Annotated in this window: 16 protein-coding genes and 1 pseudogene; 12 read left to right on the forward strand and 5 right to left on the reverse strand. The window is 72.6% G+C overall.

The features are described from left to right. Together GKQ77_RS13345 and GKQ77_RS13350 are read left to right on the forward strand one after the other, a co-directional pair. Positions 1-137: pseudogene (locus GKQ77_RS13345) on the forward strand (thioesterase family protein); the annotation flags it as partial. Between the two features lie 58 nt (positions 138-195). Beyond that, a complete protein-coding gene (locus tag GKQ77_RS13350) occupies positions 196-1,209 on the forward strand; it encodes a helix-turn-helix transcriptional regulator (RefSeq protein ID WP_219688940.1) in 1,014 nt (337 codons plus the stop codon). Here GKQ77_RS13350 and GKQ77_RS13355 read toward each other — a convergent pair. Both GKQ77_RS13355 and GKQ77_RS13360 read right to left on the reverse strand, forming a co-directional pair. After that, complete coding sequence (locus GKQ77_RS13355; protein ID WP_219688941.1) at positions 1,154-2,014, reverse strand: alpha/beta fold hydrolase; 861 nt, start codon at positions 2,012-2,014, stop codon at positions 1,154-1,156. The genes GKQ77_RS13350 and GKQ77_RS13355 overlap by 56 nt on opposite strands. 128 nt (positions 2,015-2,142) lie before the next feature. Beyond that, positions 2,143-2,793: a TetR family transcriptional regulator gene (locus tag GKQ77_RS13360; protein ID WP_219688942.1), complete on the reverse strand. Its 651-nt coding sequence runs from the start codon at positions 2,791-2,793 to the stop codon at positions 2,143-2,145. 98 nt (positions 2,794-2,891) lie between these two features. Here GKQ77_RS13360 and GKQ77_RS13365 point away from each other — a divergent pair, with 98 nt between their 5' ends. From GKQ77_RS13365 to GKQ77_RS13375, 3 genes are read left to right on the forward strand one after another with little or no spacing between them, the layout of a single operon-like run. Beyond that, complete coding sequence (locus tag GKQ77_RS13365; protein WP_219688956.1) at positions 2,892-3,059, forward strand: hypothetical protein; 168 nt, start codon at positions 2,892-2,894, stop codon at positions 3,057-3,059. Positions 3,060-3,118: 59 nt separating this feature from the next. Further along, positions 3,119-3,403 (forward strand): DUF4190 domain-containing protein, encoded by a 285-nt coding sequence (locus GKQ77_RS13370; protein WP_219688943.1) that lies wholly within the window; start codon positions 3,119-3,121, stop codon positions 3,401-3,403. 48 nt (positions 3,404-3,451) lie between these two features. Beyond that, complete coding sequence (locus tag GKQ77_RS13375; protein WP_219688944.1) at positions 3,452-4,621, forward strand: cysteine desulfurase family protein; 1,170 nt, start codon at positions 3,452-3,454, stop codon at positions 4,619-4,621. A gap of 20 nt (positions 4,622-4,641) precedes the next feature. On the opposite strand, the gene GKQ77_RS13380 is transcribed toward GKQ77_RS13375, so the two are convergent. Further along, positions 4,642-5,328 carry an N-acetylmuramoyl-L-alanine amidase gene (locus GKQ77_RS13380; RefSeq protein ID WP_219688945.1) on the reverse strand — a complete coding sequence of 229 codons (687 nt, stop codon included), beginning with the start codon at positions 5,326-5,328 and terminating at the stop codon, positions 4,642-4,644. 67 nt (positions 5,329-5,395) lie between these two features. Between GKQ77_RS13380 and mnmA the strand changes: the two genes are divergently transcribed. Continuing rightward, on the forward strand, positions 5,396-6,544 hold the full coding sequence (gene mnmA / locus GKQ77_RS13385; protein ID WP_372459871.1) for a tRNA 2-thiouridine(34) synthase MnmA: 1,149 nt from the start codon (positions 5,396-5,398) through the stop codon (positions 6,542-6,544). A gap of 59 nt (positions 6,545-6,603) precedes the next feature. On the opposite strand, the gene GKQ77_RS13390 is transcribed toward mnmA, so the two are convergent. Next, entirely contained in the window at positions 6,604-7,548 is a 945-nt protein-coding gene (locus GKQ77_RS13390) for an NADP-dependent oxidoreductase (RefSeq protein ID WP_443728920.1), read from the reverse strand. Between the two features lie 171 nt (positions 7,549-7,719). Between GKQ77_RS13390 and GKQ77_RS13395 the strand changes: the two genes are divergently transcribed. Further along, positions 7,720-8,733, forward strand: coding sequence for a GlxA family transcriptional regulator (locus tag GKQ77_RS13395; protein ID WP_219688947.1), 1,014 nt, complete (start codon positions 7,720-7,722; stop codon positions 8,731-8,733). On the opposite strand, the gene GKQ77_RS13400 is transcribed toward GKQ77_RS13395, so the two are convergent. Then, entirely contained in the window at positions 8,703-9,035 is a 333-nt protein-coding gene (locus GKQ77_RS13400) for a DUF427 domain-containing protein (RefSeq protein ID WP_219688948.1), read from the reverse strand. The two genes, GKQ77_RS13395 and GKQ77_RS13400, sit on opposite strands and share 31 nt — an antisense overlap. Positions 9,036-9,103: 68 nt before the next feature. Between GKQ77_RS13400 and GKQ77_RS13405 the strand changes: the two genes are divergently transcribed. The 5 genes from GKQ77_RS13405 to GKQ77_RS13425 all read left to right on the forward strand — a co-directional run bounded on the left by GKQ77_RS13405 (position 9,104) and on the right by GKQ77_RS13425 (position 16,219). After that, positions 9,104-9,649, forward strand: coding sequence for an LOG family protein (locus GKQ77_RS13405; protein ID WP_219688949.1), 546 nt, complete (start codon positions 9,104-9,106; stop codon positions 9,647-9,649). 7 nt (positions 9,650-9,656) lie between these two features. Then, complete coding sequence (locus GKQ77_RS13410; RefSeq protein WP_219688950.1) at positions 9,657-10,355, forward strand: SDR family oxidoreductase; 699 nt, start codon at positions 9,657-9,659, stop codon at positions 10,353-10,355. Next, positions 10,352-11,362, forward strand: coding sequence for a methionine synthase (locus GKQ77_RS13415; protein WP_219688951.1), 1,011 nt, complete (start codon positions 10,352-10,354; stop codon positions 11,360-11,362). Before GKQ77_RS13410 ends, GKQ77_RS13415 begins: the two co-directional genes overlap by 4 nt. Positions 11,363-11,393: 31 nt before the next feature. Beyond that, the gene (ligA, locus tag GKQ77_RS13420; RefSeq protein WP_219688952.1) at positions 11,394-13,577 is read left to right on the forward strand and encodes an NAD-dependent DNA ligase LigA; all 2,184 of its coding nucleotides are present in this window, start codon (positions 11,394-11,396) and stop codon (positions 13,575-13,577) included. A gap of 314 nt (positions 13,578-13,891) precedes the next feature. Then, complete coding sequence (locus GKQ77_RS13425; protein ID WP_219688953.1) at positions 13,892-16,219, forward strand: putative bifunctional diguanylate cyclase/phosphodiesterase; 2,328 nt, start codon at positions 13,892-13,894, stop codon at positions 16,217-16,219. Positions 16,220-16,249: the final 30 nt, after the last annotated feature.

The raw sequence follows: 16,249 nt of genomic DNA on the forward strand, positions 1-16,249 counted from the left end.
CCCCCGGCCCGCTCCGGGTCGCGATCACCACGCGGAACCTCGCGGGCGGCTTCCTGGAGGAGGACGCCGAGGTCTGGGACAGCGAGGACCGCCTCGTCGCCCAGTCCCGCCAGCTGGCGCGGGCGCGGCTCTCCTAGGCCCCGCCCCCAGAGGCCCGCCCGCCTCGGGTGACCGTCGTAGGAGATCCTGGACGGCGTGAAAGCTGACCGGCTGCTCTCGATCCTGCTGCTGCTCCAGACCCGCGGCCGGGTGCCCGCGCACGAACTCGCCGAGCGTCTTGAGGTCTCGGTGCGCACGATCTACCGGGACATCGAGGCCCTGTCCGCCTCCGGCGTCCCGGTCTACGCCGAGCGGGGGCGGCACGGCGGCATCGAACTGCTCGCCGGGTTCCGCACGGACGTGACGGGGCTGACCGCCGACGAGTCGCGGGCCCTGTTCGTTCTCGCCGCGCAAGGTGCGCACGCCGCCCTCGGCCTGGACGAGGCGCTCGGCTCCGCGCTGCGCAAGGTCATGGCCGCGCTGCCCGAACCGCACCGCCCCGCCGCCGAGTTGGCGAGCCGCCGCATCCTCGTCGACGCCTCGCGCTGGATGGCGGGGCCACGGACGAGCGTGGACCTGGAAGTGCTCCAGGACGCGGTCTTCGCCGACCGGCGCCTGCGGCTGCGCTACCGGCACAGCGGCGCCGCCGAGCCGAGGACCTACACCGTCGACCCGTACGGCCTGGTGTCCAAGGCCGGTGTCTGGTACCTCGTCGCCGACCTGCGCGGCGCCCCGCGCCTCTTCCGCGCCGACCGGGTCCGCGCGGCGACCCTCACCGACGCCCCGGCCCAGCGGCGCGAAGGCGTCGAACTGGCCGACGTATGGGCGGTGTTGAAGCGCCAGGTGGAGAACCGCCCAGGCGGCATCGACGTGACGGCCCGGGTGCGGCGCTCCCGCTTCGACCTGTTCCTGCGCCTCAACGGCACGGCGATCACCCAGCTGCCCGAGGATGAGGGTGAGAACCACGGCGAGGGCGGTGCGGGGGAGTGGGTCACCGTCCGGCTGGCCTATCAAGTCGTGGGCGAGGCGAAGACGTTGCTGCCCTTCGCCGACCACGTCGAAGTGCTCTCACCGCCCGAGGTGCGTGACGAACTCGCGGTGGCCGCGGCGGCGGTCACCGCGCTGTACGGGGAAAGTGGCTCCGCAGGAAGTGGTCCAGCTCGGCGGTGAGTTCGGCGGGCGCGTCCTCCTGTACGAGGTGGCCCGCGCCCTCGATCAGCCGCAGTTCGGCGCCGGGAATGGTCCCCGCCAGTTCATGGCCGCGCTCCACCGGGATCCAGGTGTCCTCGGTGCCCCAGCAGATCAGCACGGGCAGGTCCAACTCCCCGTACCGGCCCTGGATCTCGTCGGTGTAGCGCTGGTCGTTCTGCTCGATCTGGCGGTAGAAGGCGGGCTTGCCCTCGTCCGTGCACCAGGGTGCCACCAGCCGGTCGAGCACGGCGGGGTGCAGGCCGCGGTGGCTCGCCGAGCTGACGTATTCGCGTACGAGCACTTCGTGGAGGCGGGGCGGCAGTTGACCGAAGACGTCGGAGTGGGCGCCGAGGAGCCGGTAGGTGGGGGAGCCCCAGGGGGCGAGGGCGACCGGGTCGACGAGAGCGAGGCGGTCGTAGTGGGCGCCGTGCAGCAGGTGGGCGCGCAGGGCCACGCAGCCGCCGAAGTCGTGGGCGAGGACGGCGGGCCGCTCAAGGCCCCAGTGGTCCAGCAGCTCGGCGAGCACGCGGCCCTGCGCGGCCAGCGAGACGTCCTGCCCGTCCCGCATCTCGGATGCGCCATATCCGGCCAAGTCCCAGACGTACACGTGGTGTTCGCGTGTCAGGGCGCGGGCGATGTCCCGCCAGACGTACGAGGAGAAGGGCGTGCCGTGGACCAGTACGACGGGCGGGGCGTCGGCGGGCCCGAGCGCGGCCCAGCGGATCGTGCCGGACGAGCTGGGGAAGGTGTGGTCGAGCGGCCAGGTGTCATGGGCGGTCGTCATGGTCGTAGAGGTTAGTTGCCCCTTACGGGGGAGTCGATGGCCCGGATGCGGGACCTCGGGTGCCGGACCTCGGGTGACGGGGCTTCGGATGCCGGGGCCTCGGGTGCCGGACGGGCGCCCGGCGGCGGTCAGTGCTCGTCCAGCCAGTGGCGCCGGCCGAGGCTGACGAGCCGCAGCCGGCGGCGCGCCGTGGTCGCCACCCGCTCCGCCGCCTCGGGGTCGCCCTCCGCCTCCAGGAGCGCCGACGCGGTCATCACCATGTGGTCCACGTACATCCCGGCGAGCATCAGCAGATCGTCCTCGGCCCAGCCCGCCGCCTCCGGCTCCCCGGCGAACTGTTCCTTCACCTCCTGGGCGAAGAGGGCGAGCTGGCCGCCTATCGCGGCGCGCACCGCCTGGACGCCGCCGTGCTGCTCGCGGGCGATGAAACGCACGTGGGCGGGGTGGGTGTGGACATAGGCGGCGATCAGTTCGACGGTGGCGGCGATGCGCTCCTCCCCGTCGTCCTCGCCCGCGCGGTCGCCGGTCGCGGAGAGCAGCGCGGTGAGTGCCGTGTGCAGACTGCCGAGCGCCTCCTCGACGAGGGCCACGCCCAGGTCCGCCATGTCGCGGAAGTGCCGGTAGAAGGCGGTGGGGGCGACGCCGACGGCGCGGGTGACCTCGCGCAGGCCCAGGCTGCTGAGGCTCTGCTCCGCCAGCAGCTGGAGGGCCGCGTCGAGGAGTGCCTGCCGGGTTCTCTGCTTCTGGGCCTGCCGGACGCCGAGGGGGGTGTGACTCATGCCATGCAGTTAACAACTGTTCTCCGAGTTTGGAAAGCGCGGGGCGGAGCACCCTCTAAGTCAGTGAACAGTTGTTACCGCAAGCGTTCACCGCACTGTTGGAGAGGGATCTCATGCTCTTCCTCGTCGCCGCCCTTCTGCTGCTGGGTGTCGCCATGGGTTCCGTGGCCCACATCCCGCTGCCGGTCACCCTGGTCGCCGCCGCCGTCATCGGCGTATGGCTCGCCGTCTTCGCGATCCGCGAGCGCCGCGCGCACCGTCACTGAGCGGCCCGCCCCCGACGCGTACGACACCCTCCGCACCTCCCTTCGCAAGGAGCCGGACCATGACACTCACCGCTGAAGCCGAACGCGGCACCGAGCGCCCCACCGGCCGCCGGGACACCAACGGCATGGCCGTCGCCTCCTTCGTCTGCGGTCTGCTCGGACTGCTCGTCCTGAACATCTTTCTCGGCCCCGTGGCGATCGTCCTCGCGAGCCTCGCCCTGCGGCGCGGCACCGCCCGAAAGGGCCGCGCGCTCCTCGGCCTTGGCCTCGGCGTCGCCGACCTGGTCGTGCTCGCCGTGCTCGTCTCGATGGACAACACCGCGTCCTGGGGTCTCGCAGGCTGATACCGCCGGGTCATCCGGCGCCGCACGGCTCGTAGAATCGTGCGCACCATGGCCTACCTCGACCACGCAGCGACCACTCCGATGCTCCCGGAGGCGATCGCGGCGATGACCGCGCAGATCGCCGTCACCGGCAACGCCTCCTCGCTGCACGCGGCGGGCAGGCGGGCGCGCCGCACCGTCGAGGAGGCCCGCGAGACGCTCGCCGAGTCGCTCGGCGCACGCCCCAGCGAGGTGGTCTTCACCTCCGGCGGCACCGAGGCCGACAACCTCGCGGTGAAGGGCCTGTACTGGGCCCGCCGCGACGCGGAACCCTCCCGCACCCGCGTCCTCGCGAGCCCCGTCGAGCACCACGCCGTCCTCGACGCCGTGCACTGGCTCGGGGAGCACGAGGGCGCCACCGTCGAGTACCTTCCCGTCGACGCCCACGGCCGCGTCCACCCCGACGCGCTGCGCGAGGCGATCGAACGCGGCCCCGACGACGTCGCCCTCGCCACCGTCATGTGGGCCAACAACGAGATCGGCACCCTCCAGCCGGTCCGCGAACTGGCCGACGTCGCGCAGGAGTTCGGCGTCCCGCTGCACTCCGACGCCGTGCAGGCCTACGGCCAGGTCCCCGTCGACTTCGGCGCGTCCGGGCTCGCCGCGATGACCGTATCCGGACACAAGATCGGCGGTCCGTACGGCATCGGCGCGCTGCTGCTCGGCCGGGAGTACAGCCCCGTGCCCGTGCAGCACGGCGGCGGCCAGGAGCGGCATGTGCGCTCCGGCACGCTGGACGTGCCCGCCGTCGCCGCCTTCGCCGTCGCGGGGGAGTACGCCGCCGAGCACCGCGAGCGGTTCGCCGCCGAGATCGGCGCGCTCCGCGACGAGCTGGTGGCCGCGGTCCGCGCCGCGGTCCCCGAGGCGATCCTCGGCGGCGACCCGTCCCCGGCCGGCCGGCTGCCTGCCAACGCGCACTTCACCTTCCCCGGCTGCGAGGGCGACTCCCTCCTGCTGTTGCTCGACGCGCAGGGCATCGAGTGCTCCACGGGCTCGGCGTGCACGGCGGGCATCGCCCAGCCGAGCCACGTCCTCCTCGCCACGGGCGCCGACCCGGACCTCGCGCGCGGCACGCTCCGCTTCTCCCTCGGCCACACCTCGACCGAGGCGGACGTCGCGGCCGTCGCGGCGGCGATCGGCCCCGCGGTGGAGCGGGCCCGGACGGCGGGCCTGAGCTAGGGCCTGTCCCGCCGGAGGCTTCAGACCTTCTTCGTGGCCCTGCCGGGCCTCTCGCGCGCGGCGGCCCGCACCAGGCGCATGTACCGGTCCCAGTCCCAGTGCGGGCCGGGGTCCGTGTGGTCCGTGCCCGGCACCTCCACGTGCCCGATGATGTGCTCGCGGTCCACCGGGATGTCGTACCGCTCGCATATCCCGGCGGTGAGCCGCGCCGACGAGGCGTACATCGCGTCCGTGAAGGACGACTTGTCGTCGACGAAGCCCTCGTGCTCGATGCCCACGCTGCGTTCGTTGAAGCCTCTGTCGCCCGCGTGGAACGCCACGTCCAGCTCGCGGATCATCTGCGCCACGTGCCCGTCCTTGCGCACCACGTAGTGCGTGGCGGCGCCGTGGGCCGGGTCCTTGAAGACGCGCAGCGCGGTCGCGTACCCGCCCTGGACGACGTGGATGATGACGCGGTCGATGCCGTAGTCATCGGGGCGGTCGGCGCGGCGCCAGTTGTAGTCCGATGCGGCGGTCCACTGGGCGCCCCTGGCGTCGACCTCGCCCTCCTTGCGCTTCTTGACCACGCCGGGCATCCGCCACCACAACCGCCCCAGATCGTCCCTGGCGAACACGGCCGTGCCGAAGGCGGCCGCACCGCCGCCGATCAGCAGGGCGCGCCGGCTGACCGCGCGGCTTCCCGGCTTCTGCCCCTCTGATGCCCCCATATGATCGTCAACGCTTACTCACGGGCGTCCGGTTCCCGCGGGCCCGTACTCTGTTAGAGCTATGACTTTGACCGAGACCCCGCAGCCTCAGAGCCCGCAGCCTCCCCAGCGCCCCCTCCGCGTCCTCGCCGCCATGTCCGGCGGCGTGGACTCCGCCGTCGCCGCCGCACGGGCCGCCGAGGCCGGGCACGACGTGACGGGAGTGCACCTCGCGCTCTCGGCGAACCCGCAGTCGTTCCGCACGGGCGCCCGCGGCTGCTGCACCATCGAGGACTCGCGCGACGCCCGCCGCGCCGCGGACGTCATCGGCATCCCGTTCTACGTGTGGGACCTCGCCGAGCGCTTCCGTGAGGACGTGGTCGAGGACTTCGTCGCCGAGTACGAGGCGGGGCGCACCCCCAACCCGTGCCTGCGCTGCAACGAGAAGATCAAGTTCGCCGCGCTGCTCGACAAGGCCCTCGCCCTCGGCTTCGACGCCGTCGTCACCGGTCACTACGCCAAGGTGATCGTCCGCGAGGACGGCACCCGCGAGCTGCACCGCGCCTCCGACATGGCCAAGGACCAGAGTTACGTCCTCGGGGTCCTGGACGACAAGCAGCTGGCCCACGCGATGTTCCCCCTGGGTGACACGGTCACCACCAAGGAGGAGATCCGCGCGGAGGCCGAGCGCCGCGGCCTCGCCGTCGCCAAGAAGCCCGACAGCCACGACATCTGCTTCATCGCCGACGGCGACACCCAGGGCTTCCTCGCCGCCCGCCTCGGCAAGGCGGAGGGCGACATCGTCGACGAGTCCGGCACGGTCCTCGGCACGCACGAGGGGGCGTACGGCTACACCATCGGCCAGCGCAAGGGCCTGCGCATCGGCACCCCGGCCCCCGACGGCAAGCCGCGGTACGTCCTGGACATCTCCCCTGTGAACAACACCGTGACGGTCGGCCCGGCCGCCGCCCTCGACGTGACCGGCCTGACCGCCATCAAGCCCCGCTGGTGCGGAGCGGCCCCCTCCGGCCCCGGCACGTACACGGCGCAGCTGCGGGCGCACGGCGGCGAGACCGAGGTCACCGCCGAGCTGGTCGACGGCTCGGAACTGCGGGTCGCTTTCACCGAGCCCGTCCGGGGCGTGGCCCCCGGCCAGGCGATCGTGCTGTACGACGGCACGCGCGTGGTGGGCTCGGCGACGATCGCGACGACGGAGCGGGTGACGGCGGGCGTCTAGGCCCGCCTCCCCTGGGCGGCGTCAGGCCCGCCTCTCCTGGCTGGCGCTAGCCCCGCCTCCTAGCCTGCGACCTGGAGCACGATCTTCCCCCGCGTGCGGCCCCGCTCGCCGTACGCGTGTGCCTTCGCGGCGTCCTCCAGGGGCAGCACCGTGTCGATCTCGGCGCGCAGCTTGCCCTCGTCCACGAGCCGGGCGATCTCCAGGAGACCCAGGCGGTCCGGCTCCACGACCGTCCAGCCCGCGTGCACCCCGCGCTCCCGCGCGAGGTCGGCGTCCGGCAGGCCGCCCGGGTCGGGCAGCGTGACCAGGTGGCCGCCGGGGCGCAGCACCTCCAGGGACCGTGTGCCGTACTCGCCGCCCACCCCGTCCAGGACGATGTCGACGTCGCTGATCGCCTCGGTGAAGTCCACGCGCGCGTAGTCGACGACTTCGTCCGCGCCGAGGCCGCGCAGGAAGGCGTGCTTCTCCTCGCGGGCCGTCCCGATGACGTACGCCCCCCGCGCCCTGGCGATCTGCACGGCCAGGTGTCCCACGCCGCCCGCCGCCGCGTGGATCAGCACCCGCTGCCCGGCGCGCAGCCCGGCCGTCTCGACAAGCCCCTGCCAGGCGGTGAGCGCCGCGAGGGGCAGCGCGGCGGCCTGCACGTGGTCGATGCCCGCGGGCTTGGGCGCGAAGCGCCGGGCGGGCGCCACGACGTACTCGGCGTATCCGCCCGCCTGCTCGGGGAAGCGGGGCATGCCGAAGACCTCGTCGCCGGGGGAGTACAGGGTCACTCCGGGGCCCACCTCCTCGACGACGCCGGACACGTCGTAGCCGAGGATCGGCGTGTCGCCCCAGGTGCCGAAGGCGCCCTCCGCGCGGGTCTTCCAGTCGACGGGGTTGACGCCCGCCGCGTGCACCCGGACCAGGATTTCGGTGAGGCCCGGTTCGGGGCGGTCCACCTCCACGGGGACCAGGTTCTCCGGGGCGCCCCAGGCGCGGGGGCTGACGGCACGCATCTTCATGATCATCTTCTTTCGGGGAACTTCGGGGAACTTCGGGGAACTTCGGGGAGCTTCGGGAAACTTCGGGAAAACGCCCGGCCGGCCGGCTTTCGGAACGGCCAGGACCCAGAGTGCGTCGGCCCCCGCGCTCACAGTGCTGGCAGTTTGGCCATGATGTGACAGGATTCGGCCATGGCCTCGAACGACGGAAGACACCGGGTGGCGGTCCTCGCGCTGGACGGCGTGTACGCCTTCGAGCTGGGCATCCCGCCCCGCATCTTCGGAGCCGCCGAGGACGCCGAGGGGCGTCCGCTCTACGACATCGTCGTCTGCACGGTGGACGGCGGGCCGGTGCGGACCGACGCCGGGTTCCGGATGGCGGTCGAGCACGGCCCCGAGGCGCTCGCGGAAGCGGACACCGTGGTGATCCCGCCGACGGAGCGGCTGTGCGGCGGCACGGACGGCGGGGTCCTGCCGGAACCGCTCGCCGCGGCGCTCGCCCGGGTGCGGCCGGGCACGCGCTGGGTGTCGTTCTGCACCGCCTCCTATGTCCTCGCCGCCGCGGGCCTGCTCGACGGCCGCCCCGCGACCACGCACTGGAAGGAGGCCGCCCACTTCCGGCGCACCTTCCCCCGCGTCGCGGTCGACGAGGACGTCCTCTTCGTGGACGACGGCGACATCCTGACGGCGGCCGGCGTCGGCGCGGGCGTCGACCTCTGCCTGCACCTGCTCCGCCGCGACCACGGCAGCGCCGTCGCCCACCGCGTCGCCCGCTTCTGCGTGGTCCCGCCCTGGCGCGAGGGCGGCCAGGCGCAGTACATCGAGCGGCCCGTCCCCGAGCCCACGCTCGCCACCACGGCCGCCACGCGCGCGTGGGCCCTCGAACGGCTCCAGGAGCCTCTGTCGCTCGGCGAGTTGGCCGCCCACGCGCGCATGAGCCTGCGGACCTTCACGCGCCGCTTCCAGGAGGAGGTCGGCATGCCGCCGGGGCGCTGGCTGACCGCCCAGCGCATCGAACTGGCCCGCCAGCTCCTGGAATCCAGCGACCTGCCCGTGGACGTCGTCGCCCACCGGGCCGGGTTCGGCACCGGCAACTCCCTGCGCCAGCACATGCGCGCGGTGCTCGGCGTCTCACCGGCCGCCTACCGCAAGACCTTCACCGCCGCCACCGGCGGCTACTCCCGCCCGGTGACCTCGGCGTCGTAGAAGCAGAAGTGGTCCTTGACGGCGGCCACCTCCGGCTTTGGCTCCCGGTACGCCCACACCGCGTCCTGCGCGCCCGGCAGCGACCAGTAGGCGGCCGTGCCCTTGAACGGACAGTGCGTGATCGTCGCGGACGGCGTCAGGAGATCCGTACGCACGTCCTCCGGGGGCAGGTAGTAGCGCACGGGGTAGCCCGTCTCGCGCAGCAGCAGCGGGCGGCGGCTCTCCGCCACGACCTGCCCGTCATGCACCACGCGCACGTGGTCCGTGCCCTGCTCGACGGTGATCCGGTGTCCCTTGGTCACGACGTACCTCCTCGAATGGCGCTGACGGATCGAAAGGCGCTGTCAGAGTCGGACCGTACCGTGAGCGCATGAACATCTGCGTCTTCCTCTCCGCCGCCGACCTCGACGACCGCTACACACACCCGGCCCGGGACTTCGCCGAACTGCTCGGCAAGGGCGGGCACACCCTGGTGTGGGGCGGCTCTGAGAGCGGCCTGATGAAGGTCGTGGCGGACGGTGTGCACGAGGCGGGCGGGCGGCTCGTCGGGGTCTCCGTGGACTTCCTCGCCGCCAAGGCGAGGGTGGTCGCCGAGCCGCACGAGATGGTGATCGCACGCGACCTCGCCGAGCGCAAGGCGCTCCTCCTGGAGAAGGCCGACGCGATCGTGATCATGGTCGGCGGCACCGGCACGCTCGACGAGGCCACCGAGATCCTGGAGCTGAAGAAGCACGGCAAGCACACCAAGCCGGTGGTCCTGCTGAACTCCGCGGGCTTCTACGACGGCCTCAAGGAGCAGTTCCGGCGCATGGAGGACGAGGGCTTTTTGCCCCTGCCCCTCACCGACCTGGTCTTCTTCGCCGAGGAGCCCGTCGGCGCACTGGCCTACCTGGAGGAATCAATGGGCACCCGGTGATGCGAGCATGGCGGGTATGGCTACACATGTGATCACCGGGGCCGGCTCCGGCATCGGCGCGGCCGTCGCCCGCCGTCTGCACGCACGCGGCGACGAACTCGTCCTGCACGCGCGGGACGCGGGCCGCGCCAAGGAGCTGGCCGCCGAGTTCCCCGGCGCGAGCACGCTCGTCGGGGACCTCTCCGACCCCGACAAGCTGTCCTGGGCCTTCGGGCACCAGTCGCTGCCCTCGCGCGTGGACTCCCTCCTGCACATCGCGGGCGTCGTCGACCTGGGCCCGGTCGGCGAGCTGACCCCCAAGGCCTGGCACCACCAGCTCAACGTCAACCTCATCGCCCCCGCCGAGCTGACCCGCCACTTCCTGCCCCAACTCCGGGCCGCCCAGGGACACGTGGTCTTCGTCAACTCGGGCGCGGGCCTGAGCGCCCACGCCGACTGGTCCGCGTACGCCGCCTCCAAGCACGGCCTCAAGGCCCTGGCCGACGCCCTGCGCCAGGAGGAGCACGGCAACGGCGTCCGGGTCACCTCGGTCTACCCCGGCCGCACGGCGAGCGCCATGCAGGTCAAGGTCCACCAGCAGGAGGGCAAGGAGTACGACGCCTCCCGCTGGATCGACCCCGAGTCGGTCGCCACCACGATCCTCATGGCACTGGACCTGCCGCGCGACGCCGAGGTCAACGACCTCACCGTGCGGCCGGGCCGGTGAGCGCGCCCGTGTGGGGCCCGGCGACCGGCGTCGGGTCCCTGCCGGGCGGCGACGCCCGCGAGGCCGCGAAGACCGCCACCGGCAGCTTCGACGGGCCGGAAGAGGGCATCCCCCACCTCGCCGAGCTGCCCGCGCGCGGACCCGGCGCCGACATGATCGGCCGCACCGCCGGCATGCTCGTCGACCTGTACGCGCGCGTGGAGCCCAGCGGCTGGCGCGTCGGCGACCGGCCCGGGCGCGACACCCGGCGGGCCAGGGCCTGGCTCGGCGAGGACCTCGACGCCCTGGAGGAGTTCACCCAGGGGTACGAGGGCCCGCTCAAGGTCCAGGCCGTCGGCCCCTGGACGCTCGCCGCCGCCCTGGAGCTGAGGAACGGCGAGGTGGCGCTCTCCGACCCGGGCGCCTGCCGTGACCTCGCGGGATCGCTCGCCGAGGGCCTGCGGGCGCACCTGGCGGACGTACGCCGCAGGGTGCCCGGCGCCCAGGTGGTGCTCCAGCTCGACGAGCCCTCGCTCATCGCCGTGCTGCGCGGGCAGGTCAAGACCGCCAGCCAGTACCGCACGCACCGGGCCGTGGACCGCCAGGTGGTGGAGGACACCCTGCGGGACGTCCTGGCCGTCCAGGACGGCGGACCCACGGTCGTCCACTCCTGCGCGCCCGACGTCCCCTTCGCGCTCCTGCGCCGCGCCGGGTCTCATGCCATCTCGTTCGACTTCTCACTGCTCACCGAGCGTGACGGCGAGGTCATCGGTGAGACGGTCGAGGGCGGCACGAAGCTCTTCGCCGGTGTGGTGCCGGGTGTGGACGGCCGATTGTCAGACCCTGCCGGTAGCGTCATGGGTGTCAGGACGCTGTGGCGCAGGCTGGGGCTGAATCCGGGATCGCTGGCGGAGTCGGTCGTGGTCACTCCGTCGTGCGGTCTCGCGGGGGCTTCTCCCGCGTACGCGCGCGCGGCGCTCGCCCACTGCGTCAAGGCGGCGAGATCGCTCGCAGACAACCCTGAGTAATTGGGTATGACGTAAACGGGAGGACGTTACGGTGGCTGTCGAACAGCAAGGCTCTGTGCCCGCCGAGGCACGGGATCACCATGCCCAGCTGGCCGAACAGATCGAGGAGCACCGCTTCCGGTACTACGTGAAGGACCAGCCGGTCGTCAGCGACGCCGAGTTCGACAAGCTCCTGCGCTCTCTCGAGGCCCTGGAGGAGGAGTATCCGGAGCTGCGCACCCCGGACTCACCCACCCAGAAGGTCGCCGGTTCGTACGAGACGGAGTTCACGGCCGTCAAGCACCGCGAGCGCATGCTCTCGCTGGACAACGCGTTCGAGGACGCGAAGCTGGCCGCCTGGGCCGACCGCGTGGCCAAGGACGTCGGCTCGTCGGGCTACCACTTCCTGTGCGAGCTGAAGGTCGACGGCCTCGCGGTCAACCTCACGTACGAGGATGGCAGGCTGACCCGCGCCGCCACCCGGGGCGACGGCCGCACCGGCGAGGACATCACGCCGAACGTCCGCACGATCGCCGACATCCCCCAGCGCCTCAAGGGCGACCGCGTCCCCGCCCTGGTGGAGATCCGCGGCGAGGTCTTCTTCCCCATGGAGAAGTTCGAGGAGCTGAACGCCCGCCTGGTGGAGGCGGGCGAGAAGCCCTTCGCCAACCCCCGTAACGCGGCGGCGGGTTCACTGCGCCAGAAGGACCCGCGCATCACCGCCGGCCGCCCGCTGCACATGGTCGTGCACGGCATCGGCGCCCGCGAGGGCTTCGACATCGACTGCCTCAGCCACGCCTACGACCTGCTCCACGAGTGGGGCCTGCCCACCGCGAAGCACAACAAGGTCGTCGAAGACCTGGAAGGCGTGCGCGACTTCATCGCGTACTTCGGCGAGAACCGCCACTCCGTGGAGCACGAGATCGACGGAGTCGTCGTCAAGCTCGACGAGATCCCGCTCCAGGGCCGCCTCGGCTCGACCTCGCGCGCGCCCCGCTGGGCGATCGCCTGGAAGTACGCCCCCGAGGAGGCCAACACCAAGCTGGTCAACATCCGCGTCGGCGTCGGCCGCACCGGCCGCGTGACCCCGTACGCCCAGGTGGAGCCCGTCACCGTCGCCGGTTCCGAGGTCGAGTTCGCGACCCTGCACAACCAGGACGTCGTGAAGAAGAAGGGCGTCCTGATCGGCGACACCGTCGTCATCCGCAAGGCGGGCGACGTCATCCCGGAGATCCTCGGCCCCGTCGCCGACCTGCGGGACGGCACCGAGCGGGAGTTCGTGATGCCCGCCGAGTGCCCCGAGTGCGGCACACCGCTGCGGCCCATGAAGGAGGCCGACATCGACCTCCGCTGCCCCAACGCCCAGACCTGTCCGGCCCAGTTGCGTGAACGTCTCTTCTACCTGGCGAGCCGCAAGTCCCTGGACATCGAGAACTTCGGCTATGTGGCGGCGGCCGCGCTGACCCGGCCCCTGGAGCCCGCCGAGCCGCCGATCCTCGACGAGGGCGACATCTTCGACCTCAAGGTCGAGGAGCTGCTGCCCATCAAGTCCTACGTCCTGGACCAGGATTCGGGCCTGCCCAAGCGCGACCCCAAGACCGGCGAGGAGAAGGTCGTCACCTTCTTCGCCAACCAGAAGGGCGAGGCGAAGAAGAACACCCTCGCCATGCTGGAGAACATCGCCGCGGCCAAGGAGCGCCCGCTCGCCAGCGTCCTCACCGGCCTCTCGATCCGGCACGTCGGCCCGGTGGCCGCCGAGGCGCTGGCCCGGGAGTTCCGCTCCATCGACCGCATCGAACAGGCCACCGAGGAGGAGTTGGCCGCGGTGGAGGGCGTGGGCCCGACCATCGCCGCCTCCCTCAAACAGTGGTTCACCGAGGAGTGGCACCGCGAGATCCTGCGCAAGTGGCGGGCGGCCGGGGTGCGCATGGAGGAGGAGGCGAGCGGCGAGGACGAGGGCCCCCGCCCCCTGGAAGGCCTCACGGTCGTGGTCACCGGGACGCTGGAGCACTACACCCGGGATGGCGCGAAAGAGGCGCTCCAGAGCCGGGGTGCGAAGGTGACCGGTTCCGTTTCGAAGAAGACGTCTTTCGTGGTCGTCGGGGACAACCCCGGTTCGAAGTACGACAAGGCGATGCAAGTGAAGGTTCCGGTTCTCAACGAGGAAGGCTTCGTTGTGCTGCTGGAACAGGGACCGGACGCGGCCAGGGAAGTCGCGCTTCCGACCGAGGAGTAGCGGTTGAAGGCCACCCGTTCAGCGCATACCAGATGCATACGGGTGGCCGGGTCGCATTCGGGCAACCGTAGTCGACCGCTGCCCGTGGAAGCCTTCTGCGGCCTACTGTTGAGGTGTGCGCCTGCCGTGCCCCGCCGCGAACGGGGTATCTCCTGCTCAACAAGAGCGTGGAAGGGGGCATCCCCTGCTCGGCACGAGTTCGGGAGCAGTGCATCCCGTGGCTCGTCGAGAGCGCGGGGACGAATGTGCGGACCCGGCCGCCTTTGGGCCGCGTCCGTGTGGCGTGGGCACCGCCGGCTGTGAGAGGGACGGGAATGGAACCGACCGAGAGCGCCGCCCCGGACTCACCGCTGCCCGTGCGCCGGTGGTGCGTGCCGGGCACCTGGCTGCGCGGCCGCCGGGGTGAGCAGACCACCGCCCCGGCCACCGTCGCCGGGACGGCGGCCGGAGCGCTGAGCACCGCCATCGAACCCCGGGAGCGGGCCTGGACCGCCCCCACCCCCGGCCGCGGCACGGAGAGCGCCGTGGCCATGGCGGGCGGCCCCACCGCACCCGAGCCCCGCGACCCGTGGCCGCTGCTCCCCGTCATGGTCGTCACGGCCGCCGCGATCCTGCTCGGCACCGGCTTCTTCCAGGCCCTCACCGGCCCGCACGCGCTCTTCCCCTCCGGCGCGGCGGGCTGGTCGCTCGCCGTCCTCACCGGCCTCATCGTCGCCCACCTCGTCGCCCTCGGCCGGGACCGCTGGTGGGGCGGCACGGGCTCCGGCGGAGCGCTCACCGTCGCCGTACTGCTGCTCTACGGCTGGGTGCCCGCCGGCATGGTCAGCCTCACCGTCGTCGTCCTGGTCGGCGCCGCGCGCAGGCACCGCTGGCGCCAGGGCGTGCTGCACGGCGCGGTCGACATCCTCGGCATCGGCGCGGGCGCCCTCACCCTGGCCGCGTTCGGCACCTCACCGACGGCCGCGTCGCCCTGGCTCCCCGAGACCTGGGACCTGTACACCGCCCCCGAGGTGGCCCTGGTCGCCGTCGCCTACCTCGCCGTCACGCGCGTACTGCTCTGGTACGTCCACGCGCCGCGCACCGGCGCCCTGCCCACCGTCACCCGAACGGCCCTGGTCCGGCAGGGACTCCTCGGCATCGCGCTGCTCGGCATCGCGCCGCTGATCTGCGTGGTGGCGATCTCCCTGCCGATCCTGCTGCCGCTCTTCGCGATCCCGCTCGTCGCGCTCGACTCCACCCTGTGGATCGCCCGCGCCCGGGCGGAGGAGCAGCTGCGGGACCCGCTCACCGGGCTGCCCAACCGGCAGTGGCTCCTGGAGCGGACCTGGACGGCCCTCGACGACGCCGAGCGGATCGGGGCACGATCCGCCCTGATGCTGATCGACATGGACCGCTTCCGTTCGGTGAACGACACACTCGGCCATCTCGCCGGTGACCGGCTGCTGTTGCAGATAGCGGACCGGCTGCGGCTCGCCCTGCCGCGCGGCGCGGAGGCGGCCCGGCTCGGCGGCGACGAGTTCGCCGTGCTGCTGCCCATCGCCGACTCCACGACGTCCGCCACGCGCGTGGCCCGCCAGTTGGTCGCCGCGCTCGGCTCGCCGCTCGACCTCGACGGCCTCACCCTCGTCCTGGAGGCAAGCGCGGGCCTCGCCGTCTTCCCCGACCACGCGCTCGACGCGGAGGGGCTGCTGCGCCGGGCGGACGTGGCGATGTACCAGGCGAAGCGGGACCGCACGGGCGTCGAGGTGTACGAGTCCAAGCGGGACTCCAACACCCCGGACAGGCTGGGCCTGTTGGGGGATCTGCGGCGGGCGCTCGACGCGGGCGACGTCGAACTGCACTACCAGCCCAAGGTCCGCTTCGACGGCAAGGTCGCGGGGCTCGAGGCGCTGGTGCGGTGGGTGCACCCCGAGCGCGGGAAGGTGCCCCCGGACGAGTTCATCGCCATCGCCGAGTCGTCCGGGCTGATGCCGCACCTGACGGAGTACGTCCTCGAGTCCGCCCTCGGCCAGGTGGCCAAGTGGCAGGCGCAGGGCCTGAAGGTCCCGGTCGCCGTGAACGTCTCGCCGCGCGATGTGCACACGCCCGGCTTCGCGGGCGCGGTCGCGGCGCGGCTCGCCCGGCACGGGGTCCCGGCGGGGGCGCTGCAGCTGGAGATAACCGAGCACGTGCTCCTCGAGGACCCGCAGCGGGCCGCGGACACGCTGGCCGGGCTCACCGGGCACGGGGTCAAGATGTCGCTCGACGACTTCGGCACGGGGTACTCCTCGCTGGTCCACCTGCGGCGCCTTCCGGTGAGCGAGCTGAAGATCGACCGCTCCTTCGTGGCGCGGCTCGCCATCGACAACGAGGACGCGGAGATCGTCCGCTGCACGGTGGACCTCGCGCACTCCCTGGGGCTGCTCGTCGTCGCCGAGGGCGTCGAGGACGACGAGACGTGGGAGCGGCTGCGGGACCTCGGGTGCGACGCGGTGCAGGGGTGGCTGGTCGCCGCGGCGATGCCGCCCGAGGAGACCACCGCGTGGCTGCGGGCGCGGGGCTCGCGCGGCTGGCGCCGCCCGGCGGACGTCGCGGCGGAGGCGGCGGCGGCCCTCGCCGAAGGCTCCGACGTGGGGGAGTCCTCGGGGCACGTGGTGAAGTAGCCGTCACCGTTCTCCCGTGCGGGGCAAACG

The organism is Streptomyces anatolicus (genome assembly GCF_019400875.1).
Taxonomy (GTDB): Bacteria; Actinomycetota; Actinomycetes; order Streptomycetales; family Streptomycetaceae; genus Streptomyces; species Streptomyces anatolicus.